Origin of the sequence: Paenibacillus sp. NRS-1781, assembly GCF_050467745.1 — a bacterium.
In the GTDB taxonomy this organism is placed as follows: Bacteria; Bacillota; Bacilli; order Paenibacillales; family Paenibacillaceae; genus Paenibacillus; species Paenibacillus terrae_A.
The window spans coordinates 110,866-137,552 of sequence record NZ_JBITPI010000023.1 but is presented as its reverse complement, the minus strand read 5'-3'; the positions used below and the strand labels follow the sequence as shown (position 1 = coordinate 137,552).

22 protein-coding genes and 1 pseudogene are annotated in these 26,687 nt (G+C 45.2%); 7 read left to right on the top strand and 16 right to left on the bottom strand.

From position 1 onward, the window contains the following. The 8 genes and pseudogenes from ACIFO6_RS09055 to ACIFO6_RS09020 form a co-directional block, all read right to left on the bottom strand. A partial coding sequence (locus tag ACIFO6_RS09055; protein WP_430040119.1) for an acyl carrier protein occupies positions 1-770 on the bottom strand: 770 nt, incomplete at its 3' end. A 99-nt stretch (positions 771-869) separates the two neighbouring features. Further along, positions 870-1,028, bottom strand: coding sequence for a hypothetical protein (locus ACIFO6_RS09050; protein ID WP_430040117.1), 159 nt, complete (start codon positions 1,026-1,028; stop codon positions 870-872). A 69-nt stretch (positions 1,029-1,097) separates the two neighbouring features. After that, positions 1,098-1,244, bottom strand: coding sequence for a hypothetical protein (locus ACIFO6_RS09045; protein ID WP_430040115.1), 147 nt, complete (start codon positions 1,242-1,244; stop codon positions 1,098-1,100). A 539-nt stretch (positions 1,245-1,783) separates the two neighbouring features. Then, a pseudogene (locus ACIFO6_RS09040) lies at positions 1,784-2,323 on the bottom strand (LLM class flavin-dependent oxidoreductase); the annotation flags it as partial. Continuing rightward, positions 2,323-2,871, bottom strand: coding sequence for a GNAT family N-acetyltransferase (locus tag ACIFO6_RS09035; RefSeq protein WP_430040114.1), 549 nt, complete (start codon positions 2,869-2,871; stop codon positions 2,323-2,325). The pseudogene ACIFO6_RS09040 and the gene ACIFO6_RS09035, both read right to left, overlap by 1 nt. Before the next feature lie 148 nt (positions 2,872-3,019). Then, positions 3,020-3,925, bottom strand: a complete 906-nt coding sequence (locus ACIFO6_RS09030; protein ID WP_430040151.1) for an NAD(P)/FAD-dependent oxidoreductase — start codon at positions 3,923-3,925, stop codon at positions 3,020-3,022. A 190-nt stretch (positions 3,926-4,115) separates the two neighbouring features. After that, complete coding sequence (locus tag ACIFO6_RS09025; RefSeq protein WP_430040112.1) at positions 4,116-4,619, bottom strand: ferritin; 504 nt, start codon at positions 4,617-4,619, stop codon at positions 4,116-4,118. A 135-nt stretch (positions 4,620-4,754) separates the two neighbouring features. After that, on the bottom strand, positions 4,755-7,703 hold the full coding sequence (locus ACIFO6_RS09020; protein WP_430040149.1) for a glycoside hydrolase family 48 protein: 2,949 nt from the start codon (positions 7,701-7,703) through the stop codon (positions 4,755-4,757). Here ACIFO6_RS09020 and ACIFO6_RS09015 point away from each other — a divergent pair. Both ACIFO6_RS09015 and ACIFO6_RS09010 read left to right on the top strand, forming a co-directional pair. Then, positions 7,687-7,962 (top strand): hypothetical protein, encoded by a 276-nt coding sequence (locus ACIFO6_RS09015; RefSeq protein WP_430040110.1) that lies wholly within the window; start codon positions 7,687-7,689, stop codon positions 7,960-7,962. The two genes, ACIFO6_RS09020 and ACIFO6_RS09015, sit on opposite strands and share 17 nt — an antisense overlap. A gap of 59 nt (positions 7,963-8,021) precedes the next feature. Beyond that, entirely contained in the window at positions 8,022-8,390 is a 369-nt protein-coding gene (locus tag ACIFO6_RS09010) for a DUF423 domain-containing protein (protein WP_430040108.1), read from the top strand. Positions 8,391-8,466: 76 nt separating this feature from the next. On the opposite strand, the gene ACIFO6_RS09005 is transcribed toward ACIFO6_RS09010, so the two are convergent. Beyond that, positions 8,467-9,324 carry a sugar phosphate isomerase/epimerase family protein gene (locus ACIFO6_RS09005; RefSeq protein WP_430040106.1) on the bottom strand — a complete coding sequence of 286 codons (858 nt, stop codon included), beginning with the start codon at positions 9,322-9,324 and terminating at the stop codon, positions 8,467-8,469. An 18-nt stretch (positions 9,325-9,342) separates the two neighbouring features. Next, positions 9,343-10,077, bottom strand: coding sequence for a thioesterase II family protein (locus tag ACIFO6_RS09000; protein WP_430040104.1), 735 nt, complete (start codon positions 10,075-10,077; stop codon positions 9,343-9,345). Between the two features lie 224 nt (positions 10,078-10,301). Between ACIFO6_RS09000 and ACIFO6_RS08995 the strand changes: the two genes are divergently transcribed. The 3 genes from ACIFO6_RS08995 (at position 10,302) to ACIFO6_RS08985 (ending at position 14,648) form a co-directional block, all read left to right on the top strand. Then, complete coding sequence (locus tag ACIFO6_RS08995) at positions 10,302-12,737, top strand: GH36-type glycosyl hydrolase domain-containing protein (protein ID WP_430040102.1); 2,436 nt, start codon at positions 10,302-10,304, stop codon at positions 12,735-12,737. A 107-nt stretch (positions 12,738-12,844) separates the two neighbouring features. Next, positions 12,845-13,963 carry a GGDEF domain-containing protein gene (locus ACIFO6_RS08990; RefSeq protein WP_430040147.1) on the top strand — a complete coding sequence of 373 codons (1,119 nt, stop codon included), beginning with the start codon at positions 12,845-12,847 and terminating at the stop codon, positions 13,961-13,963. Between the two features lie 166 nt (positions 13,964-14,129). After that, positions 14,130-14,648, top strand: coding sequence for an NAD(P)H-dependent oxidoreductase (locus ACIFO6_RS08985; RefSeq protein ID WP_430040100.1), 519 nt, complete (start codon positions 14,130-14,132; stop codon positions 14,646-14,648). Between the two features lie 178 nt (positions 14,649-14,826). Here ACIFO6_RS08985 and ectB read toward each other — a convergent pair whose 3' ends face one another. Then, positions 14,827-16,089 (bottom strand): diaminobutyrate--2-oxoglutarate transaminase, encoded by a 1,263-nt coding sequence (ectB, locus tag ACIFO6_RS08980; RefSeq protein WP_430040098.1) that lies wholly within the window; start codon positions 16,087-16,089, stop codon positions 14,827-14,829. A gap of 594 nt (positions 16,090-16,683) precedes the next feature. Here ectB and ACIFO6_RS08975 point away from each other — a divergent pair. Then, positions 16,684-17,376 carry a response regulator transcription factor gene (locus tag ACIFO6_RS08975; protein ID WP_430040096.1) on the top strand — a complete coding sequence of 231 codons (693 nt, stop codon included), beginning with the start codon at positions 16,684-16,686 and terminating at the stop codon, positions 17,374-17,376. A gap of 5 nt (positions 17,377-17,381) precedes the next feature. On the opposite strand, the gene ACIFO6_RS08970 is transcribed toward ACIFO6_RS08975, so the two are convergent. The 3 genes from ACIFO6_RS08970 to ACIFO6_RS08960 form a co-directional block, all read right to left on the bottom strand. After that, the gene (locus tag ACIFO6_RS08970) at positions 17,382-19,979 is read right to left on the bottom strand and encodes a response regulator (RefSeq protein ID WP_430040094.1); all 2,598 of its coding nucleotides are present in this window, start codon (positions 19,977-19,979) and stop codon (positions 17,382-17,384) included. A gap of 140 nt (positions 19,980-20,119) precedes the next feature. Beyond that, positions 20,120-22,120, bottom strand: coding sequence for a methyl-accepting chemotaxis protein (locus ACIFO6_RS08965; RefSeq protein ID WP_430040092.1), 2,001 nt, complete (start codon positions 22,118-22,120; stop codon positions 20,120-20,122). Positions 22,121-22,563: 443 nt separating this feature from the next. Beyond that, positions 22,564-24,039 (bottom strand): protein adenylyltransferase SelO, encoded by a 1,476-nt coding sequence (locus ACIFO6_RS08960; RefSeq protein WP_430040090.1) that lies wholly within the window; start codon positions 24,037-24,039, stop codon positions 22,564-22,566. Positions 24,040-24,657: 618 nt separating this feature from the next. Between ACIFO6_RS08960 and ACIFO6_RS08955 the strand changes: the two genes are divergently transcribed. Next, positions 24,658-25,323 (top strand): MBL fold metallo-hydrolase, encoded by a 666-nt coding sequence (locus ACIFO6_RS08955; RefSeq protein WP_430040088.1) that lies wholly within the window; start codon positions 24,658-24,660, stop codon positions 25,321-25,323. Positions 25,324-25,458: 135 nt separating this feature from the next. Here the strand turns inward: ACIFO6_RS08955 and ACIFO6_RS08950 are convergent, their stop codons facing one another. Together ACIFO6_RS08950 and ACIFO6_RS08945 are read right to left on the bottom strand one after the other, a co-directional pair. Next, a complete protein-coding gene (locus ACIFO6_RS08950; protein ID WP_430040086.1) occupies positions 25,459-25,875 on the bottom strand; it encodes a hypothetical protein in 417 nt (138 codons plus the stop codon). A 40-nt stretch (positions 25,876-25,915) separates the two neighbouring features. Beyond that, positions 25,916-26,626 carry an EndoU domain-containing protein gene (locus ACIFO6_RS08945; protein WP_430040084.1) on the bottom strand — a complete coding sequence of 237 codons (711 nt, stop codon included), beginning with the start codon at positions 26,624-26,626 and terminating at the stop codon, positions 25,916-25,918. Positions 26,627-26,687: the final 61 nt, after the last annotated feature.

The window sequence follows — 26,687 nt, the reverse complement described above, 5'->3', positions numbered from 1 at the left end:
TGACGGAGCGAAAGCAATTCATGTGCTTTGACATCCAGCTTTTTGTAGGGTGTAAACGACTTGGACTCAGCCTGTTTTCGTGCAGTCTGTGCAGATGAAACCGGTACCAGCGTAGCTGCGACCTGCCGCTTAACTTCTGATTGAACCAGCCCACCCTTTTCTCCACCTACCGACACGGATGGCAATATTCCCGTTTCTGGATGAACTTTAGTGGAACCTGCCACAAGGGGAGAGTGACTGTACCGCAGGACATCAAGTTGCTGTGACATCAAGTGAAGCTGTTGTTCCAAAATATGTTCCAAGCCTAATGGAGCGGTAGCCATGTGCACGTTCTGGACTTCGACCTGCTCAGCCGCATAAACTGACGTGGATACCGGAAGATCTGCTTGGAGGTACGATTGAAATGCTTTAGGAACCGTCTGCTCAGTCAGGTTTATCGGTGTTGCTATATGATCTTCCAATACATTTTGATTTGGATAATCTGTGGTAATAGCTACCCGTTCGGCTACATAACTCGTCAAAAGTTCCAAGGTGGTCAGCGTTTCAAAAAACTTATTCATTGGAACGTCCAATGCGAATGTATCTTTGATGCTATGACGGACTTGAGACAGATTGATGGAATCCAGCCCTAGCTCCAGAAAATGCGTTTGCGGCTCCAATTCCTCCAGACTAAGCTGAGACACATTACCAATCATTTTAGCTAACTTTTGACGAATAGATGATTTGTGCTGATCGCTAACCGATTCCGTCACCAAATACTCGTTCCTCATATTTAAATCCCCCATTACCGTTGAGTTTTCATGAGCTAGTCCGGCATACGACTGCGTCAAATGAGACAATCTCATTTGCTTCGTGACCATTTGTTCAGCTTAATTCTGCTCAGGAACGTTGATCCAATATCTTTTCCGTTCGAATGGATACGCAGGTAAAGAAACCTTTTTGTAGCGATTACCCGCATATAGAGAATTCCAGTCTGTCTGCGCTCCTTTCACATACTTTGCAGCCAGTTGTTCCAGTGATTGCAACACGTTCAAGCTTCCGCTGATCATCTGTTTTTCCCGTGTACACACCTTCCATGTTATGCCTTGTTCATGTGGTCAAAGCACCTTCGCTTTCAGCGCATCCGCTCCAGCAGCAGTCACTGCAATCCGGTACGTCAGGTCACTTCTGCCCGTATTAGCCGTATAAAACATATCCTTCATGGCGAGTCCTTCCGCGCTTCCAACAGCTATGGGGTAAGACAAAAATGCCTCTAAGGAATAAATATTGACTTGCATATATGTAGAGACGGTTCTAGCAACTACGAACAAAGAATGAACGAGAGTTGAGAGTTAAACAGGCTTGCAAATTGTATTTCGTGGTGTGAGTGAAATAGGACAAATTTAGGTATGTGATCTTAGGGGTGTGTGAATCTGGAATGAACTGAAATTTTTAATTAAAATTAAAAGTTTGAAATTTCAGCAACATAGGTGAGTTTAATGATTGAACATCGGGGTCATACAAAAATAAATGAAACATCAAATATATAACACTTTACTAACATGATAAAGCAATCATTCCAAAAATGTCAATGTATTTCTTTTTTATAAAAAGTAATTATATGGAATAGTTTTGCGCATTTTTTTTTTCTATTTCTGCGCTCTGGAAAATCGCCTAGAAAAATAAAACCTGTACGAAAATGGTACAGTTTCCAACACTAAAAACCTTATCTCTTGGTCGCCACGGGCCTAAAAGCTCCATACATCGGATGCTTTCATGAGATAAGGTGATTGAACAGTCACATCTATAATTGAAAAATAGGAGATATGGGTGGCGCATCATTTTTTACAGTGATAATCGACCTGCTTCCGTCCTCCAAATTCGGCCCATGCTGCCAAATCGTGCTCGGAATTTCCCGCCGCAGCACCGGTATGATATTCTCGCTAAACCGATGTAGCTGTTCGAGCTGCTCCTGCTCATCTAGCCCGTCTACGCTGATGCTGAGTACCTGGTGACCAAACGCGGTATGATAGTTCCGTATTTTTTTAAGAACACTCTCCGCGGAGCCGATCAGAACAGGACCGTTACGGATATTATCCTCCAGACTCGTGAAGGGCGACTGATTGTGCTGAGCTGCCGCTGTCGAGTGGTAAGCATCATAATAAGGACGATACCGTCGAATCGCTTCCTCATCCGTATCTGCCAGATACAGACTCCCTGCCCCAGCACCAATCACAGCCTGAGACGGATCATGCCCATAATAAGCTAGTCGTTCCCGGTAATGATCAATGAGCGCTTTATACTTGGCCTGCGGGTGGAAAGAATTTGAGGAAAATATCGGCTCTAATTGCGGTTAGCAGTCTCGGCTTCGTTTTTTTCACGAATATACGTTTCAAATAATTCGGGATTCACAACTTTACGCAGCACATGCATCGTTCCATCTCCTGTACCATGGTCAAATGCATGAATACGCTCATATCCCCAACGCTCATACATAGACAGCAGATAGGGATGCTTTTCGGCTGTTGCCAGCGTAACGGCAGGAGCTCCCACCTGATCACGGATTATAGTCTGCTCTACCCAGTTGAGCAGCTTGCGGCCGTAACCTTTGCCCTGAGCAGCCGGATTGACGGCAAACCACATGACAAAGGGTAGATCCGTTATAAAATTAAGAGCTCTATTTTTGAGATGACTAACTGTAGCCTCAATTACACCATCGACTTCCAGCACGTAGCAGTCATTATTTTTAATATTCTCCTGAATGATAGGAATGTCCGCCTGAGCGGCAGGCCATTTAAGCTCCAACTGCCGAATCGTTTCGTACGCCTCATAAGTCACGTACTGCAATCTTTCCGCATCTTCCTGTTGTGCCAGACGATAGATTTCGCTCATGTTAACCCGCCTCTCCATAAAAAATATTAATCCTATCTACTTAATCAGAAATAAAAGATAAAATAACTGTAGCATGCTCACAATCCAGCGACAAATTAATTTTTTCTATAGGTATATTCAAAACAACGATAACCTAGCGAAAGTGACCTCAAATTGCAAAATCTTCCTCCGTCAAATCCATGTTAACGCACATACCGGTTCGGCTGCCGTCGGCTGCGGCAAAAATCAATTGGGAAGGCATGAAGTATGAAGAATCCCCGGCGGCGTATACACCAGGTATAGAGGTTCTTCCTGATTCATCCGTCTTGATCCCGCCCGACTCCAGCTTTTCACAGCCCAAGCGTTCTGCAAATGGTGTACTTTGTACAAATTTGGGAGCCACGAACCCGCCAGTCCTTGAGACTTGAGTTCCATCCGTAAATTGAACATGCTCAAGCTGTCCATTTTGTCCGATGAAAGCTGTAACAGGCTGCTCTATCACCACAATTCCCTTGGATTGAAGCCATTTTTTTTGCTCGAATGTCAGGGAAGCATGGCCGTTCGTGCAGGCGATTATATCCTTGCTCCAATTCAGGAGTAATTTGGCCGTATGATAGATGCCCGGAGATTCGGACACAACGACAAGCGGTTGATCCCGTAGCTCCCAGCCGTCGCAATAGGGGCAATTAAACAAGCTTTTTCCGTATAGTGGATAAAAGCCTTCGATCTCGGGAAATATCTCCTTTACGCCCGTCGCTAAAATCAGTTTTCGCGCTTGAATGCGAAGGCCTGACGAATCAAGCACCTCAAATCCGGATTCAGTTTTTTCAATCGAAACAACCTCGGCTTGCAGATGATCGACAGACGGATAGCGCAGTACTTCCTCATAAGCAACGCGACGGAACTCGGACGGCGTAATGCCGTCTCTTGTAATAAAGCCGTGCGATGCATGCGTAACGGCATTTCTGGGCTGGTTGTTGTCGATCAAAGCCACACTTCGTCTTGCCCGGCCCAGCACAAGGGCTGCATTCAATCCGGCGGGTCCTCCGCCAATAATAGCACAATCGTAAATTATGATGCTCCTCTCCTTTTAAAAAGATATTAAAGACTAATTATATCTATAATATACTCGAATTTACTAATGTGTCAAGCTGTACATGATCATAAAAAACGCAAAAAAAGCCCGAAAACCGGGCTTTTCTAACTCCTCGTCTCATAACATACCAGCCATATCCTTAGTATTCAGACGAAAAGCGCATGTTGCTTTATTCCGCAGGAGGTGTAAAGCTGCGTTGAGCAAATTCACTGTCCAGCATGTAAAAAGCGTTACTATCCCTTTCAATCCGTTTGAGCTTCTGAATTACATTGTCGAACAGAGCTTCCTCTTCGACTTGCTCATCAATAAACCATTTCAGGAAATGGATCGTCGCATGCTCACGTCCGTCCAGAGCCAAGTCAGCCAAATGATAAAACTTCTGCGTATTTTGCTGCTCGTGCTTGTAGCCGTGCTCGAACACATCCAGCATGGAATCGTAGCTGTTTTTTGGCTCCGGTAATGCCGCCAAAGTAGCTCGCCCTCTGCGGTCATTAATATATTTGTATAGCTTCATCGCATGAAAACGTTCCTCTTCAGCTTGTACCAGGAAAAAGTTTGCGAACCCATCCAGACTTTCGCCAGAGCAATAAGCAGCCATCGCCAGATATACGTGAGCGGAGTAAAACTCAAAATTCATTTGCTCATTTAGAGCCTGTGCCAAATTGTCTTTCATGTATCAGGTCACCTCGGTCATGTATGTAATGATGTAGCGATCTTAGTGTACCACGAAACCAAGCACAAAAACGAGCGCAATGTGAGTTTTTACACCCTCTCATTGCGCTCGCCTCACACTAATTTTATTTTACAATCAAGGCTCCAGTCCCCACACACGTTGGTCGTTCACATACAGAGGCGTTTTGTTCCAATCTGCATAAGACGTCTTGGTCGCATCATAGGAAAAATCATCACTTTCGTTATAATTGCTCCAGTCCGTCTTGTTCAAGCGAACCTGAATATCCCCCGTGTTGGCTCCTGCTGCCAGACTTCCCGCACCAGCTCCAAAGGAGATTTCCAGATAGTAATCTGCGCCCGTAACCGCCTTATCCAGTTTCACATAGCGTCCCTGAACGTTGCCGCTGCCGAGCTGTGCATAGTCACAATGGAATTCCTGCGGTTTATCGCCATCCACTGTAAAGTAATACCGCAGCTTGACAGTCTTCAGATCAACAGCCTCTTTCCCCTTGTTTACAACACGGAAAAGCGGACGAATCTGATTATCTCCCGGGTTCGTGTCGCCCACGCGATATTGGGCAATTACATCTCCCGTTGCTGGAACCGACGCTGCTGTCGGCTTGGCGCTGACCTCGGCAGAATCCGGGCTGGTTCCTAAAGAATTAGTTGCACTTGCTACATAATAATAAGTGGTTTCATTCACCACTCCTGTATCCTTGTAAGTGCTATCCGTTACCGTTGCTACCGTGGTATAAGGTCCTCCACTGGTTGTGGAGCGCTTAACGGTATAGCTGTCCACCCCTGTCGCTTTGCTCCAGTTTAGTGTAACCTGAGCATCCCCGGCACTTGCTTTCACATTTGCCGGAGCTTTGGGAGCTGTCGGCTCGGTTGTTCCACTATTGTTGATGAGACGGTCATATTCGGCATAAGCTGTCGCCATATCGACTTGGGACCAAAAACGGTGATACGTAAATTCCGGAGCGCCTTTATCCCATTTTTTCGTTTGATTATTCCATGAAGTTGTGTATTTGTCCTTGAGATAAGACCACTGAGGATCTTTGGTGATATTAGGCCGGATATCGGTGTAGCTGGAATACGTACCATTACCACCCTTGGACGGATCAGATGCGGTAGCGTCTGCGCCAGGAATGGTGTTGCCTTGCCCCGTTTTACCGCTCCATCCGTTCGGGATATACGCTTCTTTCGTAAAATAACGATAATAATCCTCACGTGCTTCCTTCGTGGTAATGCCTACACCGTCGTTGTAACCCCATGCAGCATCGAGCAAAGCTTTGGACAGATCCTTGGCTTCCTTGCCTAATGCGGTGTAATCTCCTTTTTCGGCCTTCGTTCCAGCAGCAAAGAAAGTAAGCGCTTTAACATAACTACCCAGCACTCCCGCATCTTGCCCTGGATTCTTCGTTACTACATGCAGATTGGCATTCCCCTTATGACTGGCAAATCCGGTCCAGGTTTCTGGCTTCCCGCTCCATTCCAGATTGCCTGGCACCCAAAACTCGCCTTTAGCTACTGTAGTGGCAACCTTCGGATTTTTACCCCCCAGAATGCGCTTGCCTTGAGCGTCCAAATAGTACCCCTGCGCGTCAGTCACAGGACGTTCGTTGGCAAATGCATAGCTCTTGGACCATGCTACCCAGTTTTCCGTCACTTGCTTAGCCATTTTAAACTGCTCGGACGAAGTATCACCCTTCTTGGCTAAAATGTAGTACAGTTCGGCAACCCGTTCGACAGGCCAAGCCTGCATTCCGAACCAATTGTTGGACGGTGGATCTTGGTATACAGGAGCGCCTGTATAAGCCATTCCATAGAAGGTGCTTGTGCCAGACGGGTACGCTTTGTAGGCACCATCCCAGCTATTCGTTGCTCCACCTGCAATGGCTCCCTCATCGGATTGCAGCCACGTATAAAATTCCAGTTGGCGCTTCAGCGAGGTAGCCCAATCCTGTCCCGCCGTTGGTGAATTTGGTATTAATCCGCCATCCTGATCGGATAACGCGTAAGCCGCAACGACATTTTGGTAGCCCTGATGCGCGTGGCTGGCGCCAATCCGCCAAGCCCAGTTGCCGCTTTGACCCAGTCCGCCACCCCATGCCGTATACCATGCCATCAGATAATGGCTGGCATCCTTGCCGGAACCAGCGGTCGGAGTTCCATTGGAAGCGCTTCCGATTTTTTGGAAGTATTTATCGTACATACCATAACGCAAGTAGTCGCCCATCTTTTTCGCTTTATCCAAATATACCGGATTGTCATACCCCAGTTCTTTCGCCCAGTACATGGCTTGAACCGCCCGTGCGTCCGCATCGGTGGCATTCGTGTAGCGCCATTGCTGTGAAGGAGCATTATTTTCCTTGGTAAATAGGCTCATAAAGCCTTCATTCGCTTTACCAAATTTTTGATTATCCTGCGATGGATGCGGGACGGATTCCCAAACCGATTCCTGCTCCCCGCGTTGGAAGGTGTTCACATAGGCCGCTGTATGCGACGGATTCAGCAGATTTCCAAAACCGTACCAATTATCCACGTCCAGCAGCCAATGCATTAGATAGGTCTGATTATTGCCATAGGTTGCTTTCAGTTCTGCATCCAGCGGGTCCTTGCCACCACCATACTGACCACTCAGACGGCTTGGATATTGATCTGGCTGCGGATACTCTGCTGCATAGGTGGCTGGGCTGTTAGGGTTGTAGTTACTCATAGTAGGCTGTTCTTCCTTGCCATCCCCCTCATTAACAGGAATAATGTATTTCTCCATGTTGTCCCAAGCCGATTCCAGCTTTCCCCAATCTCCGGTATAATGACCATACAGTACTTCCAGCCACATCCAGTAGCTATATGCTTCCGAGGTCGTTAAGTGTCCATAGTCTGGCGCCTCACTCATCAGGGTTTCAACTGAATGGTAAGGTATACCTTCCTTGGAAAAATATCCACTGGCCGGATCCTTCAGTTGTTTGTACAATTGAAGAAAGCGTGTGGATTCCGGTGTTGCGGCTGAAGCACGGTCGGGTTCGGCTTGAAATATGCCCAAAGTTAGGGGAAGCACCAAAATGGCTGACATGACCATAGAGACAGATTTCCTGAACACGGATTTTCTGCTGATCACTTTTGCATCCATCCTCTCCATTATCAATTTTGGCTTTACACTAGATTTTATTACGAAAAAAGACAGCACAAAAAGACAGCACCATCACCTCACTTTTCCATTAAAAAAGGTGGAGGACACGCTGTCCATTAGCTCCAAATGCTTCACATTGGCCCTGGCAAAAATATACCACACCCGCCGCCAAATGAGAGTCGAAAAAATCAATATGTTTAGAGTGTAATAATGAAAATTGACGAAATCGCATGAAATCGCTACGACTTCATAAGGAGGCGTTACAAAATGAAAATTTTACTGGTGCTTGGTTGTACGATGATGTTTTTAGCCGTAGCCCTGGGAGCGTTCGGGGCACATGCTTTGAAAAAAAAACTTTCCGCAGACATGATGAGTATTTTCCAGACGGGCATCCAATATCATATGGCTCACGGCTTGGGCTTGGTTCTGCTCGGAGCAGTTGCAGGAAATCTGGTCCATTCTTCTCTGGTCGTAACCGCAGGCTGGATTATGCTCATCGGTATTCTCCTGTTCTCCGGCAGTCTGTATGCCCTTAGCTTGTCCGGCGTGAAAAAGCTCGGAGCGATTACCCCGATTGGCGGGGTGGCTTTTTTGGTGAGCTGGGTGCTTGTGATGGTCGCGGTTCTACAAGATTAAACATAGCTAAAGAAAAGAGACTTGGAAAAGTAGACGCTTCCAAGTCTCCTGAGCCATTCCCGAATCTGAAAGAATACTATGATTTCGTCTGCACTTCTTGCACCTTCTGAGCCGCTAAGCGATGACCCTCGATGTAGCGTTTGGATTCAGCCATCTGGTGCTCCTGCGCGGCTTCCATAATGATGTGAACCCCCGGCTTGTACTGTTCCAGCAGTTCCATGTATAGGCCGTAATTCATGTCACCAAAACCCGGCGGTACGGTCTCAATCTCACCTGTCGATGACAATCGTCGGTCTTTGGCATGCGCCGCGATAATTCGAGGTCCTAGTAATTGGAACGCTTCGCGGATAACCTCATCCTGCCGTGCCAGATTTTCCGTTTTCAGCAAATTGCCCGGATCAATCACTACGCCGATCTGGGATGACGGTACTTCCTCCAGCAAGGTAGCCAGTTCTACCGCCGTTCCGACCAAATGATCGTTAGCGGCCTCCAATCCTACGAATACGCCCCATTTTCCCGCCTCATCGGCTAATTCACGCACGACTTCCTTTACAGCCTTCCAGTCTCGTTCCGTATATGCGCTGCCATCTTCATTACGTCCGACTTCGGCGGCCACCATAGGTGCCCCTAACAGGCTCGCATATCGGATCAGCTCTTTAAAGCGTTCTACATTTTCACGCAGCAGCTCCTCATCCTGTTCAAAAAAATGCAAATAGCATCCAAGAACCGATATGGATACTCCGTGCTTGCGGAATTCCTCCGCGATAGACAGCGCCAATCCCGGGCTGAACTTGCCCGGTTTGTTAAAGTCCACATCACTGATCGCTCTCCACGGAGCCAGTTGAACATGAGTAAAGCCCGCTGCGCCTACCTTTGCAGCCAACTCGCGATAAGGCAACTTGCCAAACAAATGCGCCAATACACCTACTGTCACTGAAATCACCTCTTCTTTTTAATGTTGCATCCTGCTTGTCACAGCACTGCCTTCCAAAGTTTCATTAATGATTTGTGTAATCCCTTCCACCTCATCATGAATAAAAAAGTGGCCCCCGTCAAAGGTGAAAATTTGAAACTTCTGATTCGTATGCTGCCCCCACGCCTCCGCATCCTGCAAGGTCATCGTGTTATCGGCCAGCCCTGTCAAGGCTGTGACTGAACAATTCAAAGGGACCGTTCGGGGCGTATACTTATACGTCTCAACGGCTTTGAAGTCCGCTCTTAGCACTGGGATAAAATAGTCGTACAATTCACGATTGTCAAAAATGGCCTCCGAAAGCTGACCATATCGCTGCAAATGCGTTCTGAACTGCTCTGCGGGCAGATCATGGGCCCACGGGAAATCTCTCGGGACATGCGGTGCCCGTCCCCCAGATACGAACAGATGAGCTGGCTTGCCATAACCACCAGCCACCAGCTTGTAATACAGCTCGAATGCGATCATCGTTCCCATGCTGTGACCGTATATAGCATAAGGATCGCCGGGGGCTATCTCTTGACTGATCTTGAGCAGTAAATCCTCGCTCATTTCCTCGATGCTGTCTTTTAACGGCTCTCCGGAACGAATACCTCTGCCCGCCAGCTCCAGCGGGACAAGCTTAATCTGCGGAAGCAGCAGCTTTTTCCATTTGAAGCTGACCGATGCCGATCCACCTGCATATGGAATGAAAAACAATGTGATGGGTGCCATCCTTGCAACCTCCTGCCATGCTGAGTCCTAAACTCTTTCATTTTAGCATAAGAAGGTATATTTACCCATTTCAAATATTTTGCAAATTCAAGAAACAAAGTCGGGGAAATCAAGCATCTTTTGCATCAGGCAGGAAACCGCTTCTTTTAGGAAGAACAGCTTCATGTTTGAATATAATAATGTGTTTGGTTTTATTTCTTTAAATTCGAGAGGAGTTCTGCGCCATGAAGTACGGTTTCTTCGATGATGCTAAACAAGAATATGTCATACACACCCCTCAAACCCCATATCCCTGGATCAATTATTTAGGCAACGAACGATTTTTTGGACTGATCTCCAATACAGGCGGCGGCTATGCATTTTACCGGGATGCGCGCTTACGTCGTCTAACACGATACCGATACAACAATATTCCTGTCGATAACGGCGGCCGTTATTTTTATATTCATGATGACGGGGATTACTGGACACCGGGCTGGATGCCGGTCAAACGGGAGCTGGATCGGTATGAGTGCCGACATGGGCTTGGCTATACTTCAATTATGGGTGAACGTAACGGTATCCGGGCGACGCAATTGGCTTTTGTACCGTTGTCCTTTGATGGCGAAGTACATCAGGTCAAGCTTCAGAACACCTCTGCTCAGACTAAGAGGATCAAGCTTTTTTCTTTCGTGGAATTTTGTCTGTGGAACGCTTATGACGATATGACCAATTTTCAACGCAACCTGAACACGGGCGAGGTCGAAATACAGGACTCCGTCATCTATCACAAAACGGAATATCGTGAGCGTCGCAACCACTATGCATTCTTCTCTGTCAATCGCCCGCTGGCAGGATTCGATACAGACCGTGAAGCTTTTCTGGGACTGTACAACGGACTGGATCAGCCGCAAACCGTCACCGCCGGGCAAGCCTCGAACTCTGTGGCTAGCGGGTGGTCGCCTGTAGGGTCGCATTGCATCGAAGTAACCTTGGAGCCAGGTGAAGAAACGAGTCTTAACTTTGTACTCGGTTATGTGGAAAATCTGGAGGATCAAAAATGGGAATCTCCCGGTGTGATTAACAAAAAGCAGGCTCAGGCCATGATTGCTCAATTCGCGGAGGAAGCCAATGTTGAACGAGCCTTAAGTGAGCTGCGGGGCTATTGGAACAATCTGCTCTCCAAGTACACCATTCAGAGCCACGACGATAAGCTGAACCGGATGGTGAATATATGGAACCCGTATCAATGTATGGTTACGTTCAATATGTCGCGTTCCGCTTCGTATTTCGAATCCGGCATCGGGCGTGGAATGGGTTTCCGGGATTCGAATCAGGATTTACTTGGTTTTGTCCACCAAATACCGGAGCGGGCACGGGAACGGATTATCGACATCGCCTCCACTCAATTTGATAACGGCGGGGCTTATCATCAATACCAGCCTTTAACCAAAAAAGGAAACCACGAGGTCGGTGGCGGTTTCAACGATGATCCGCTGTGGCTAATTGTCGGCACCGCTGCGTATATCAAAGAAACGGGAGACTTCGCCATATTGGACGAACAAGTGCCTTTTGATGGAAATGCAGAGCACACCGCTACCCTTTTTGAGCATTTGAAGCGATCCTTTTATCATGTGGTTAACAATCTCGGCCCGCACGGTCTTCCACTGATTGGCCGGGCAGATTGGAACGACTGTTTGAATCTAAACTGTTTTTCCGCCACACCAGATGAGTCCTATCAGACCACACAAAATTTGGAGGGGCGTACAGCGGAATCGGTATTCATCGCCGGACTCTTCGTCTATACAGGACCGGATTTTATCGAGCTGTGCAAGCGCAGAGGATTAGATGAGGAAGCAGCTACGGCCCAAGCCCATGTGGATCGGATGCGGACAGCCACGCTAGAGCATGGCTTTGATGGGGAATGGTTTCTGCGTGCCTATGACCACTATGGGAACAAGGTCGGCAGCAAGGATTGTGAGGAAGGCCAAATTTTTATTGAGCCGCAGGGTTTTTGCGTAATGGCCGGAATTGGCGTTGAGGAGGGTCAGGCTCAACAAGCGCTCGACTCTACACGGGATCGGCTGGAGACTCCCTATGGCATTGTGCTGCAAAATCCGCCCTATTCCCGCTATTACATCAATCTGGGTGAAATATCCTCTTATCCTCCAGGGTACAAGGAAAATGCAGGAATTTTCTGTCACAATAACCCGTGGATCATGATGGCGGAGGCCGTGATTGGCCGTGGAGATCGTGCATTTGAACTGTATAGCAAAATGGCTCCAGCGTATCTGGAGGACATCAGCGACATCCACCGCACCGAGCCTTATGTATATGCGCAAATGATTGCGGGTAAGGATGCCGTTCGTGAAGGCGAAGCCAAAAATTCCTGGTTGACCGGCACAGCGGCGTGGAACTTTGTAGCCATTACCCAGTCTATTCTTGGTATTCAGCCGGAATGGGATGGTCTGCGTATTGATCCGTGTATCCCTGCCGCTTGGGACGAATTTACAATCACTCGCATCTTCCGTGGCGATACCTACGTGATCCAAATCACGAATCCACAACATATATCCAAGGGTGTAGCAACAGTCACACTAGATGGTATTATCCTCACGGACAATGTTCTGCCAGTTGCAGGAGATGGTGCTTTCCATCAGGTTAAAGTGTTAATGGGCTGACAAGTACATTGGCACCTAAATGGCCTCCTAAAAAATTAGCTTCAACTTCGTCACATAGTATCTTATAATACGAGAATGGCTAAAGATACATTAAGTGTGGTGACCTCATAAATATGACAACACGACTTACTCTAACAACCGATTATAAAATAAAGGAAGCTCGCTGGGTACAAAGGATGCTTTTATTATACTGGATGATTATAGCCGTACATTTTTTTGTGCAGCTTGGTTGTTATTTATATCTCGAATACCACGCTTCGTCTTATGAATTTTACGTTGGAGTTCTCATTGTTCCGACACTGATTATGTGTGGTTCCAATCTGCTTGCAGAGCTGGTTCATTATAAATACAACAGATATTCATTTGTGATCCTATTTATGGCAAGCACGGTCATTTGCTGGACCATCATTCGTTTAAACTACGATATTGGGATTATCCCGGCGTTGTGCTTGTTGCCTATTTTCTCATCCATTCTGTTCTTCAATCGTCGCCTAATATGGTTTTCCTTTGTCTTGCAAATGGGAGTCTTTTTACTTTTGCTAGCAGTGGATGGTTCGTTCCGTACCTACTTGTCGGCCTTTGATATTGTAGCCATTCTGATCTTTTTGATTATGTCTACCTTTATTGCTATTATTATTCAGGCAAGCGGCCGTGACCTGCTGTTGGATTTGTATAAAACACAGCGTGCTCACCAGGAATTAATGATTAGTAATGCGATTATAAGCAAAATGTCAATGACCGACGGGTTAACCAAGCTCTATAATCACTTGTCCTTTCAGAACTTCTATGAAAAAGCACTCGAATATGCTGAACAAGGCGCCATTATCCATCTCGCTTTACTTGATATTGATAATTTCAAGAAAATTAACGACAATTACGGGCATCAGTTCGGAGATAAAATTTTGGAGAAAATTTCGCTAATCATTACAGAACAGATTACAGCTAATGATATTGCGGCCCGCTATGGTGGTGAGGAATTCGCCATCCTGATGTTCGAGCATACTTTTGAAGAAGCTTATCTAATCGCCGAAAACATCCGGCATGCAGTGGAAAAGATGATCTTTCATGAAAAAAAGCAACACATTTCCGTAACCGTAAGCATTGGACTGAAAAGCTATACAGAAGAAATGAACAAAGATTCGTTCTTTCAGGAAGCGGACGACTATCTATATCAAGCTAAGCGTTCTGGCAAGAATAAGATAGTTTCGCTCAATCATATCGCTTAATTCGACAGAGAATACTTCGCAGGATGACTTCTCCGGCACTCGCATGCCGGGGATTTCTTTTTGTAAGAGATAATCCATTTGACAAGAATACGAGTTGAAACTATAATAGTTACATGTAATAACGTAATTTACTTACATAAAATAAGTTAAAGGAGATGTTTTTCATATGTCAACACTTGTTATTGTAACCCACCCTAATCTTGCGGAGTCCCGCGTTAACAAAAGATGGGTCCAAGAGCTAAAGAAGCAACCCGGCGTGACTATTCACAACCTGTATGAAGTATACCCTGATGAGAAAATCAATGTAGCTCAGGAGCAGGAACTACTGGAGAAGCATGACCGTATTGTACTGCAATTTCCTTTTTACTGGTATAGCACCCCTTCCCTGCTAAAAAAATGGCAAGATGCGGTTCTGACTTACGGTTGGGCTTTTGGTAGCGAAGGTGGCAAATTGGAAGGCAAAGAGTTACTGATTGCTCTGTCTGCTGCCAGTGTAGAGGAAAACTATCAACATGACGGACGGAACAGATACACAATCGAAGAGCTGTTGAGACCTCTTGAAGCTACAAGCTATATGGTGGGCATCAAGTTGCTTCCTTATTTTGTACAATATGGTGCTGGGGTTCTGACCGACGAACAGTTGGAGCAATCCGCGCAAAAATATGCGCAAGCCGTTACTTCTTAATTAAATTGCAAGAATCCCCTTGGTTGGAGCTGTCACCTGCTGTGAAGCAGAACGTGGCAGTCTACCGATCAAGGGGATTTTTTGATTTTGAGATGATTCGTTGATTTGACAAAGAACCTCCTGCCGCTAGAAAATAGCAGCGATGGAGGTTCCCGTCAATCTGTTAAACTATGAAGATTTACAAAGTAACCAGTGTGCTGGACACCTGAACCATGCTTTCTTTAATGATGTTGCAGCCTTTACGCAGGTTTTCCATGCTGATCGTTAGCGCAGGCATAATTTTAATCACCGTATCGTTACGTCCGGCCCGCTCAATAATGAGGCCCCTGCTAAAGCAAAGAGCAGCTACTTCCTTGGCAAAGGCTTCTCCCAGAGGAGACACATCAATTCCCCAGATCAGTCCCAAGCCGCGAATGTCAATGAGCGGGTCAATCTTTTGAATATGTTCATACAAAAATTGCTGAACAAAAGCTTCTTTCTCTTTTACCTGTGCTTCCAGCCCTACCGTATCCCTGAACTCGAGCGCAGCCTTGGCGGCTACAAAAGCAAGCTGGTTCCCCCGGAAGGTACCATTGTGCTCGCCAGGGCTCCAAATATCCAATTCCGGCTTGAGCAGTAGCAGTGACATTGGCAAACCATAGCCACTGATCGACTTGGACAAAACGACCATATCAGGAACGATACCCACGCGCTCAAACGAGAAGAACGAACCGACCCGCCCGCAGCCGACCTGAATATCGTCAACAATCAGCAAAATATCATGATCATCGCACAGTTGCCGTAAATCACGCAACCATTCAGTATCGGCAATGTTAATACCACCTTCAGCCTGTACCGTTTCCAGAATGATGGCCGCTGGCTTTTCCACTCCGGAATGGGTATCTGTTAAAAGCTGCTCCATATACAAAATGGTATCCAAGCCGTTAAACGTACTGTTAAAGGGGATGAAGGTAACGTTATTCAGAGATACACCGGCACTCTCTCTCATGGAGTTGTTACTGGTAACGGACAAACTTCCTAGAGACATGCCATGAAATGCGCCCATAAAAGCAAAAATCCCATTTCTTTTTTTGACTTTGCGTGCAAGCTTCAGCGCTGCCTCTACCGCATTGGTTCCCGTTGGTCCGCAAAATTGCAGCTTATAATTCAAGCCCTTGGGCTGGAGAATACGCTCGGAGAAAGACTCAATAAACTCTTGTTTCGCCGTCGTGTACATATCCAGACCATGTATGATCCGATCAGAGGTCAAGTAATCCAAAATCCGATTTTTCATAAAATCGTTATTATGCCCGTAGTTCAAGGCCCCTGCTCCGGCAAAAAAGTCGATATATCCCTCTCCCGCCTCCGTGTAAAGCACATCGTTTTTTGCCTTGTTGAAAACAACCGGAAAGTTTCTGCAATAGGATCTTACATTGGACTCCAGTGCTTCGAATGTGTTCATTGATTTCTCGTCCTCCCGCTAGACCTGATTTGGAAAAAATACAAGCATGGAAAGCAAAAAAAGTGTAAATATGTAAGCTGAAAAGAGAAGACAGTCCGAATTTCAATGGGGTAGCCACACCAAAAAATCATGAGTACGATCACTGGAACGATTAGAGTACGGAAAATATATGCAAAATAGTCTATGGAGGTAAATTACATTCTAGAAGATTAAATGGTAGGGTTTTCTAAGGGGCCTATCAGTGGATGTCACTCCTATGTAATAAAATACCATAATTTTTCTTAAAGTCAATGCACGCTTTTAATATGTTTTGTTAAATTTTTGAAATCAAGTGTCGGGAGCTTGGTGCATTTTGTTAATTCTCATCGAAAAATGTCGGAATAGAACTGAAAATTTTATAAATAGAGCATTTCCATATCAAAAAAGTATAAATTCGTTCTGCCCGGCTATTGGTTTGCCCGATCTCCCTGTTCTTTTGACAGACTGCCCAAAGGGGGTTACTCTATCAAAAGAACCTGCCAAAAGTTTTGGAATGCATTGAACCTATCCTAACCATTTGGCTCGAATTTGATAGAAAGATAAGGAAACATCATCATGTCTAATGTTTTGATTATTGAAGATGACAATATGCTGGGAGATACCCTGTCCTTGTATTTGACTGGAGAAGGTTATAACGTTACCCGAGTGGAACAGGCGGCTGAGGGAATTGCCTGGCTGGGTATGGTGCAGCCTGATATTATTTTGCTAGATCTGCTGCTTCCAGATTTGGATGGCGTCAATCCCTGCCCACTGGTACGCAGGCATACGGATGTGCCAATCATCGTGATTTCTTCAGAAAACAACATCTCAGAGCGCATCCGTACACTTACGCTGGGAGCGGACGATTATATTTGCAAGCCTTTCAGTATGCAGGAGCTAAAGGCACGAATCGAGGCTCTTTTCCGTCGTATTGAAATCACACGGTTACAGGCAAGGGGCCTTGCGCCTGAAGCCGAGCCTGAAACAGACATTGTTTTGGATCTGGCGCGAAGAATGATTACCGTTGATGGGCAGATTGTCGAGACGACATTTTCGGAATTTGAGCTTATGAAGCTTTTTTATTTGAACCGGGGAATTGTATTCAGTCGATATGCCTTGATTCAAGCTCTTCGTGGCACAGACTCCTTTATTAATGAGAGGGCTGTAGATGTACATATTAACCATTTGCGCAGGAAAATCGAAAAAGACCCTAAAAAGCCAAAATTAATCAGGACCATCTGGGGAATTGGTTATAAATTTATGCAATAGCACGATCAGTTCCAGGGAACCGATGACTTGATTTGGTTAATCTCCTTTTGAACCAAGCTCAATTGCTCTCGCCACTCTGGATACAGTTCCCCCAGTGAGATTTCATGGCTACGCTTCAATCCCTTTTCCAACTCTATGACCTTTGACAACAGCCCGGACGCAAACAGGTTTCCTGCCCCTCCCTTAAGCGAGTGGATTAATCGGAGAGCGGCAGATAACTGTCCGTTGTCCATTTTCCTCGTCAATCTTTTATCGAGATGCTGGTATTCCTGAATCCATTTGTAAAGGGCAAATTGGAAAATATATACCTTTCCATCCATCCCGGCTATCGCCTGTTCCGCGTGAACACCATGTAATTCTTGCAGCCATGCTAAATGAATCCAGCTGTTTAACACTCTTACAGCATTCAGTTCATGGACAGGCTTGAGCAGCACAGCATTAATGCCTGAACGAAGGCAAACCTCCTGTTCATGCTGCGCAGCATCGGCCGTAAAGGCGATAATTGGAAGTCTGTTAAAAGCTTTCTTTCTGCGAATATGTCTGGCTGTCTCAAAGCCATCCATCTCCGGCATATGCAGATCAAGCATTACCATATCCCAGGAACGCAGCTCCATTGACTCTAACAGTTCTCTTCCGTTTGCAACCATGGTTACTTCAAAACCGCGCTCTGCCAGGAACTCGGTAATTACCACCTGGTTAATCTCATTGTCCTCCGCTATGAGAATTTGATACTTCTGTGTTCTAATCTCTCCTTCATAACGAGGGCTCATCATCGTATATGTATCCAGAGTATTAACATCTACAGACACTATCTTTTCCTTTTCCAGCCTCCAGTGGATAACCTCCAATACAGCGTTTCGAGTCACGGGCTTGGACAAAAAGGCATCCACCCTGCTATCCTCGTCCCCAGTCGCTATCCCTTCCATCTGGAACACTGTTGTAAGTCCAATGACCTGAGTCATCTGTCTATTTAGCAATTGAAGCCATTGTCTCCGTGTATCCAGCTCTCTAAAGCCATTCATTCCCATGTCGATCATAACCAAATCGAAATATTCGCCATTCTGAAAAGCTTGCACACATTCCTGAAAGGATGAAATGGTGTATGTTTCTAATCCTGTGCTTTGCAGTAATTCGTTCAGACTATATCTCAACAGCTCATGCCGCACAACAATTAAGGCTTTGCCGTTTATTTGTTTTTCTATCTGAGTGCCTTCTGGATGTAGATCCCCGATATCCAGCTCGACATTAAAGTAAAACCGACTGTATTCCCCCAATCGGCTTTCAACCTCTACATTCCCGCCCATGGCTTCAGCCAAATGCTTGCTAATGGCCAAACCCAGCCCGGAGCCCCCATATCGGCGGCTGGTTGATGTATTCGCTTGGGTAAAAGGGACAAACAGCTTGTTCACACCCACCTCCGAAATACCTATGCCTGTATCCTCCACCATAAAGGACAACGCTACCCGTCCGTTCTGCTGGCTTAGCATGTTCACCTCTAACAATACATGTCCCTGATCCGTAAATTTGACGGCATTCGTCAGAAGGTTTAAAAGCACCTGTTCCATCCGCAATGGATCACCTTTAACACTTTTGGGTAATTTGGGGTCCGTTATAAAAATGATCTCTATTTCTTTGTGTTCCAGCAAAGTACCCACCGTATCTGCAAGATGCCGAAGCATTTTTTCCGGCTCAAACTCCAGCCTTTCCAGTTCCAAACTGCCTGCTTCCATTTTGGAAAAGTCCAATACATTATTGAGCATGGATGAGAGGGTTCGTGAGGAGGCGAGCAGCTTGTCAAGGTAGTCTTTTTGGACAGCAGTCAGTTCCGTCTTGTTCAACAGCTTGGACAGACCGATAACACCATTCAGCGGCGTGCGAATTTCGTGGCTCATATGAGCCAAAAAAACGCTTTTGGCATGGTTAGCCTCGTCTACCTCCTTTCCTTTCTGCTTGGAAGCTTTATACTCCGTAATATCCATGACGTGACCGATGACATGCTTGGTGATCCCGTTCTCCCTGACCGGATGTAAGGTAATTAAAACCGAGTATTCCCAAAACTCCAGCTCAAATACCGTCCGGTCACCGAACCATGCCTGTTTGTAATATTCACAAAGCTGCTCTAGTGTTTCAGAGGATAGCTCAAAAATGTCCCCGAGTCGCTCCACATGCTCCCTACGATTATAGCTGACTTGCATATTCAGACCCATGCGCTCCAGCAAGCCTCCTTCCAGCAGCCTATAATAAAATTCGTCGCCGCTTTTCTCCAGCCTGAAGGTAAAGCCAGGTTGAACCCGAAGCACATTTAGGAGATCACGGTTTTGGTCCAGTAAACGTTGTTCATTTGTATATTTAATGATCCCAACGCGTACAAACAAAGCGATGAACATCAGACCCATCACTAGCTCCAGAACACAAGTCATCAAAGCTCTATCACTTATGCCAAAATATAAAAACAGAATTCCGGTCACTCCATAAAAAACATGCGTGATCGTCTGCCGAATGAGCTGAGAAATCAGATTGGGGCGCCGAAATGTAATAGATGGATGAAAAGTAAAAATAATGAATAATATCACGATAGCATATAATAACAAATCTCGAACCAAATGTTCTTCCTCCTGTAATTTTCCTACTTTGTAAGAATGAGAATATAAAAAAACTCAGGACAGATTCCTTATGCCATAAGGCTTAAAGAGCTGTCCCGAGCATTCATTGTACTATAGATTCCATAGGGTTCAAGTACGTTTTAATATTTGAAACGACTGATCATCGACTTCAGCTCAGCAGCCATTGTTGATAGCTGCTGGGCTGAGGCTGATATTTCCTCCATGGAAGCCAGCTGCTCTTGCGAGGAAGCGGCGACTTCCTCAGATGTAGCGGCATTACCGGTTGCAATTGTCGCCAGTTCGTTGGCTGTCGCTGCAATCTCTTGTACACTCGCTGATATCTGTTGTGCAATCGCAGCGACCTCCTCCACCTGAGGTGTGGTCTCCCGAATGCCTTCCATCGCGTCTCCCAGCTTGACAATGGTTTCTTTGGAAATCTGCAGCCCATTCTGAACCTCAGTCGTAACACGGTTCATTGTCTGAACCGTGGTTTCCGTTTCATGCTGAACTTCGGCAATCAATGTGGCAATCTGTGTTGCAGATTCCTGCGATTGCTCTGCCAGCTTGCGCACCTCATCAGCAACGATGGCAAAGCCCTTGCCATGATCACCTGCTCTAGCCGCCTCAATCGCTGCATTCAAGGCCAGCAGGTTCGTCTGATTGGATAGTTCACCAATAACCTTGGTAATTTCACCGATTTCCTGAGAGCGGGCTTGCAAGGCTTGAATCATTTGGTTAGATTGCTCTACCGAATCGTGAATCGAATTCATTTGTTCGCCTGTTTGCTCTACGGATTTCCGTCCTTCCTCTGCTTGTAAAGAGGATCGTCTGGCCAAATCGGCTACCGAGATTGAGCGTTCCGCAATTTGTGTGACTCCCTGTGCAATTTCATCAAGGGCTACTGAGTTATTTTCCAGGCCTGTAGTCTGCTTCTCTGCTCCACTGGCAATTTCCTGAACAGCCTGTGATACCTGCTCACTTGCAGCACTGGTTTGTTCTGCGCTTACCGTTAGCTCGTTCGAGGATCTAGCGACATGATCTGCACTTTCCCCTACGTTCTGAATGACAGATCGCAAATTATCCTGCATGTTTCGGAAAGCCAGTCCCAATTGTCCAATCTCATCCTCACTCTTCACTTGAATGTCCTGCGTCAGATCCCCTGCGCTCACATTAACCGCTTGCTCCTTCAATTTTAAAATAGGTTTGATGATGGAACGAATCAGGAAATAGACAATGATTATACCCACCATAAGACACCCGACGACTGTAAGCAAGGTGCTGATCAAAATCGGCTGTGCTGCTTCATCCACTTCAGATAAATACAGCGTTCCGCCTATCTTCCAGCCTGTCAGCTTGTTGGTCGCATAGTTCATATATTTGGACTGACCTTCATACTGATACTCGTATTCACCAGCGTCTTTCTCATACATGCGTGATTCAATATCTGCAATTTTGCTGCCTGGCTCCTTCGTCGGATGAACAATGTAAGTGCGCTCACTGTCCAGCAATATGGCATAACCTTCACGACCTACTTTAATCTTGTTCAGTGTCTCCTTAATACCACTAACTTTCAGATCGATGCCAATAACACCCGAACCATCCGTCGTGGCTCTGGACACCGTAACCGTCATTTGCTTGGAGGATGCGGAGAGATAGGGCGTACTAATCGCTGTTTTTGCTTGTTCCTTTATGGACTGCTCATACCAGGATCTGACTCGGGGATCATAATTATCCGGTAATTCCTTCTGTGGATAGATTGTATATTTACCATCCTTCGTTCCATAATAAATGGATTCCGTTTCAGGATGGAGTGCAATATATTGCTTAAAGAATTCTTCCAAATTCGCCGCTTGTTCCTCCGTCTCCACCAGGTTGCCTTTTAGCCTTTCAGCGAAATATTCTGCATCATGCACCTTGGGTGAAATGGCGCTATCAATAATATAATTAGTGCGGATAATGGCCTGCTCGGCGCTATCTTCAATCTGCGCTTGAATCTCATGACTGGCGCTTACAAATGATAGAGCCCCAACAATGATAGACGGTATTATCAAAAAAGCAATAAAAGCGACCATCAGCTTCGTTTTAAAATTATTGCTGAGCATCCTTCCCACGTGCCATGGCTTTCCTGCAAACTTCTTCATTAGTCAACATCTCCAATTCATAGTCTGGATTACTTGCATATTGTGAACCGCTTCGCTTTGCCAATGATTGTTCACTCGACAAATTAACTTCCCCTTTTCCGTTCTTTATCATCTCCCTCTAAAACACTTCGACAAAAAAAGATATTAACACGACAACGAATAGGTATATGTACTTAGTTTTGAATGAAGAAAGGCTCCTTGGAACCGATTCCCTAATATAATATACCTAAAAACTATTAAAAAAAATGCACTAAACATGTTAAGCAAATATTAGTTTTAACTCACTATACCTACCTCTAAATATGAAATAATCCCCTTGAGGTTGGCATACATAAGGTCATTTTCCGAAAATCACCATATGCTTGTTACCCCAAGGGGATTAAATTTGTTTTATTTTAGGTTAATCAATTCAGTTAAGTACATGCCCTTTTAAAGTTTCCAAATCAGGTACCGCAAAAGGTTCGATAAGGAAGGGTGGATACCTCAGGCAGTGTTGAGTAATCAGCCTGTTCGGGAGAGTACGCGTAAGGATTCGCAAGAACTCCAAGAAACCGCTCCATCACACTGTAGTCTTCTTGTTTGACCGCCGCTTCCAGTGCTTCTTCTACCCGGTGGTTGCGTGGGATTAACGCAGGATTACTGCTGCGCATCAGTTGTTGCGAAGAGGCTTTCGTTTCCTGCTGTCTACCCAGTCTCGCCTGCCACTGTTCATGCCACTGGACAAATTCCTCAGTGCCATACAGGGCTGCACCTTCAAGCTTGTCCAAAGTTAGGGCACGGAAGGTATTGGTGTAGTCCGCACGATACTTTTGCATAATACTGAGAAGGCCTTCAATAATAGATAGATCCTGCAACTCTTCATTAAAAATACCCAGCTTCGCCCTCATTCCCATGAGCCAATTACGGTTATACATCTCGGTAAAATCTGCAATTGCATCCTCGGCCAGTTTTATAGCCTGTGCCTCGTTGTCATGCAGCAGCGGCAGGAGGGTCTCAGCAAATCTCGCCAGATTCCAAGCGGCAATACTGGGCTGATTGCCATAGGCATAACGGCCCTGAACGTCAATGGAACTGAATACCGTCTCAGGATCATAGGTATCCAGGAAGGCGCAAGGACCATAATCAATCGTTTCTCCGCTGAGGGCCATATTGTCGGTGTTCATCACCCCGTGAATAAAGCCGACGAGCTGCCATTTGGCAATCAGCTCTGCCTGACGTTTGATCACTTCTTGTAGCAAGAAAAGATAACGGTTCTCGTCACCGTAAGCCTCCAGATAATGTCTTTGCAATGTGTAATCTGCCAGGGCCCGGAGATCCTGGGAATTGCCCAATGCTGCGACGTATTGAAAGGTTCCGACGCGCAGATGACTGGCCGCCACACGAGTCAGAACGGCACCCGGCTGCTTGGTTTCCCGGATTAATGACTCACCGGTTGTAACCACCGCCAAGCTGCGGGTGGTAGCAATGCCAAGCGCATGCATAGCTTCACTGATGATATATTCGCGCAGCATCGGTCCAAGTCCCGCCCGGCCATCGCCCCTGCGGGAGTATGGAGTTCTGCCTGAACCCTTAAGCTGAATATCCACCCGCTCGCCCAGGGGAGTGATCTGTTCGCCAAGTAGCACTGCCCGGCCGTCTCCTAACATGTTAAAATGCCCGAATTGATGTCCTGCATAAGCTTGAGCAAGAGGTACAGCACCTTCGGGAACCTCGTTGCCTGCAAGAACCGCAGCGCTACCATTGCTTCGCAGCGCTGCGCCGTTCAACCCAAGAGATTTTGCCAGCGGGTCATTAAGAATGACCCGTTTCGGTAAACGTACAGGAGTTGGCTTGAGCCTTGTATACAATGTTTCCGGCAGATGAGTATAACTGTTGTCGAAGTTCCACCCTGTATCTTCTATTTCTTTTTTCTCCGTCATAATATCTCCTTTTACTTTTAAATTGTCTTCACTCGACGAATTACTTCATGGGTTCCTTTTATTTAGGCGATGGCACCGGGCAAGCTAAAGTTATTTCGAGTATCAATTGTTATAATAGCACACCGTTTGAAGTTTGGATTTGTATACTTACCCAACACTGACTCGCCTTCATTTGGGATAAATACCCATATTCCGCATTGGTAATTTTAATGAAGTGTATATAATTGATCTCGCCCCCTTCAATGAAAACAAGTGAAAATGAAGACTGGATCACCTCCAGGATATGAGGAACAACAAGCCCCAGCCGTGACCTCTGATTGTTAGAGTATGATCGATAGTGCAAGAACTTATGTCATGGCTAAGCAAAAAGAGGCTGTCTCTCTTTGCTGAAAGAACTCTGCACAGGGGACGGTCTCTTTTTCTTTGTGTTCCTCTTTGTAGCCGACTAGCACAAATTCAACAAGAATTAATCAATGAGACTTCCATTGCAATCTCCGTATCTTTTTGTGGTCTCAGTACGTTTACAAAGAGAAATCAACCGAAACAGGAAAGTGGTGGATAAATAAGTTTTCGAGCAAAATACTGTATGTATCATTTCATTTAACGGAGGCTGATATTGTGGAAATTTCAAAGGGAGTAGCAATGCTTCATCTAGATTTTCATGGGAATATGATTCACCCCATTCTTTTGTGGGATCGAGAAATGGCTGTTTTAATAGACACAGGATTCCCAGGGCAAATTGAAGATTTACGCGTGGCCATGGAAAAGGTAGGCGTGTCGTTCGACAAACTAAAAGCTGTGATTTTGACGCATCAGGATGTGGATCATATAGGAAGTCTTCCCGAGATTTTGCAGGAGTGTGGCCATAATATTAAAGTATATGCACACGAACTGGATAAGCCGTATATTCAGGGGGAGATCCCTCTTTTAAAAGATGGTCACCTTGAGAATCCCCCGAAGGGCAAAGTGGACGATACCTTAATAGATGGTCAGGAACTGCCGTTTTGCGGCAGGATTCGCGTCATCCATACGCCTGGGCATACTCCCGGTCATATCAGCCTTTATTTAAGGCAAAGTAAGACTCTTATTGCCGGGGATTCGATGTACAGTGTAAACGGGATTCTCGGGGGAATTCATGTCCCGACCACACCGGATATGAATGCCGCTCGTCTCTCATTGAAAAAGTATTTAGATCTCGACATTGCATCCGTGGTTTGTTATCACGGGGGGTTAAGTAATGTAAATGTGAATGATCAGATATTAGGACTTAGCCAAGGATTATGAAGTTAAAGTTTCAAGTGTTGGTTATCAATCAGCAAGTAAAAACCGACTCCAATTATGGGGTCGGTTTAGTTCATTCGTTTTACCCGTTACTCAACGGAGAAGTCCATTTAAAAGTCTTTAAAATCAAATGGCTCATTATGAATTTAATCTCGTTATAAAATCCTCTAACATCTTCTTAGAGACAATACCCGCTTTTGGAAGCAGATCATTTATACGATTCAATATGGACGGTTTGTCTAGTATCATTTGTTTGCTTTCTTGGGTTGTAAAGCTTCTTAGAGTATCTATGCATATTTCAAATAGTTCCTCATCTTCAGTACTTAGTAATGATAATAGAATTTCCAGTTCATACCTGTTGCAAGAAGTATCCAAACAATAAGCAAGTTTTTTCTGCCATTCTAGCGGTCTATTATGCACAATAATTAATAGTTCCTGCCAATCTTTTGAACTGAACTTTGATAGCTTTTCAGATGCCATAACGCACCCTACATCATACCAAAAATCAGTAGTATGCTGGTATTCTGTTATAAATTCATCTAAATCTGTATACAATTTAGTTTCCTCCATTAAATTAATTAATGAGCCATATTATTTAGTTAAAACCTGGTGTGTGAACACCACCTGTAGAAAAACCTGAGATTACTTTATTTCCATCTTTCATTACCTCTATTTCGATCCCATTTATTGTACTTCTGTGAAGAGTTATCCCATCTCGTGTTCCAATACTTGGGCTATCTGCAACTTTTTTTATAGCATTAATAATAGCATCATCAGACCATGTATTTGGAAATAATGTGCTTGTTTTAATTTTTGACAGATTTCCATCTGGAAATTGCGTTGTGTATTTAACCCTTCTTGTGCCATCAGTATTAACTACTATTTCTTCAACTGCATAGTTAGGATTTCCGTTGTTTATCTTTGGAGAGTGACCACCTATAATAGTAATATTCTTTACATAACTGGTGTTGCCATTTTTAAAATCAGCCTTTGAAATTCTATTTGATCCAGATTTGATCTTAAAACCTTTATTGATTTTAACACAACCACCACTAAGATTTCTAATCCCCATAAAACTAGAAAATACACTACTGACAATAAGAGATTTCGCGTGCCATTCAGATAGTTTTTCTCCCGTCCATGGATTATACCCTTGTTTGAACGCTTCAATTTGCACCAAGTTAATATCCACATCTTCTGATTCGTTATCTAGTTTAATGTCTCCATTTTTAAGTGCTTCATTATAGGCCATAGTTGCTTTGGCTGCTTCTTGATCAGTAACACCATTCTTGCTGAGAATCCACATATTTCCTACAATTTTTTTGTCATATTCATCATAATCATAAGCTGGCTTATCTTGCTCTACT

What these genes read in the sequence shown, in the direction of transcription:
- ACIFO6_RS09035 (WP_430040114.1), bottom strand. Translation starts at nt 2,871, where the DNA reads ATGAGCGAAATCTATCGTCTGGCACAACAGGAAGATGCGGAAAGATTG.
- ACIFO6_RS09025 (WP_430040112.1), bottom strand. Translation starts at nt 4,619, where the DNA reads ATGAAAGACAATTTGGCACAGGCTCTAAATGAGCAAATGAATTTTGAG.
- ACIFO6_RS09015 (WP_430040110.1), top strand. Translation starts at nt 7,687, where the DNA reads ATGGCTGACATGACCATAGAGACAGATTTCCTGAACACGGATTTTCTG.
- ACIFO6_RS09020 (WP_430040149.1), bottom strand. Translation starts at nt 7,703, where the DNA reads ATGGTCATGTCAGCCATTTTGGTGCTTCCCCTAACTTTGGGCATATTT.
- ACIFO6_RS09010 (WP_430040108.1), top strand. Translation starts at nt 8,022, where the DNA reads ATGAAAATTTTACTGGTGCTTGGTTGTACGATGATGTTTTTAGCCGTA.
- ACIFO6_RS09000 (WP_430040104.1), bottom strand. Translation starts at nt 10,077, where the DNA reads ATGGCACCCATCACATTGTTTTTCATTCCATATGCAGGTGGATCGGCA.
- ACIFO6_RS08995 (WP_430040102.1), top strand. Translation starts at nt 10,302, where the DNA reads ATGAAGTACGGTTTCTTCGATGATGCTAAACAAGAATATGTCATACAC.
- ACIFO6_RS08985 (WP_430040100.1), top strand. Translation starts at nt 14,130, where the DNA reads ATGTCAACACTTGTTATTGTAACCCACCCTAATCTTGCGGAGTCCCGC.
- ectB (WP_430040098.1), bottom strand. Translation starts at nt 16,089, where the DNA reads ATGAACACATTCGAAGCACTGGAGTCCAATGTAAGATCCTATTGCAGA.
- ACIFO6_RS08975 (WP_430040096.1), top strand. Translation starts at nt 16,684, where the DNA reads ATGTCTAATGTTTTGATTATTGAAGATGACAATATGCTGGGAGATACC.
- ACIFO6_RS08965 (WP_430040092.1), bottom strand. Translation starts at nt 22,120, where the DNA reads ATGAAGAAGTTTGCAGGAAAGCCATGGCACGTGGGAAGGATGCTCAGC.
- ACIFO6_RS08960 (WP_430040090.1), bottom strand. Translation starts at nt 24,039, where the DNA reads ATGACGGAGAAAAAAGAAATAGAAGATACAGGGTGGAACTTCGACAAC.
- ACIFO6_RS08945 (WP_430040084.1), bottom strand. Translation starts at nt 26,626, where the DNA reads ATGTGGATTCTCAGCAAGAATGGTGTTACTGATCAAGAAGCAGCCAAA.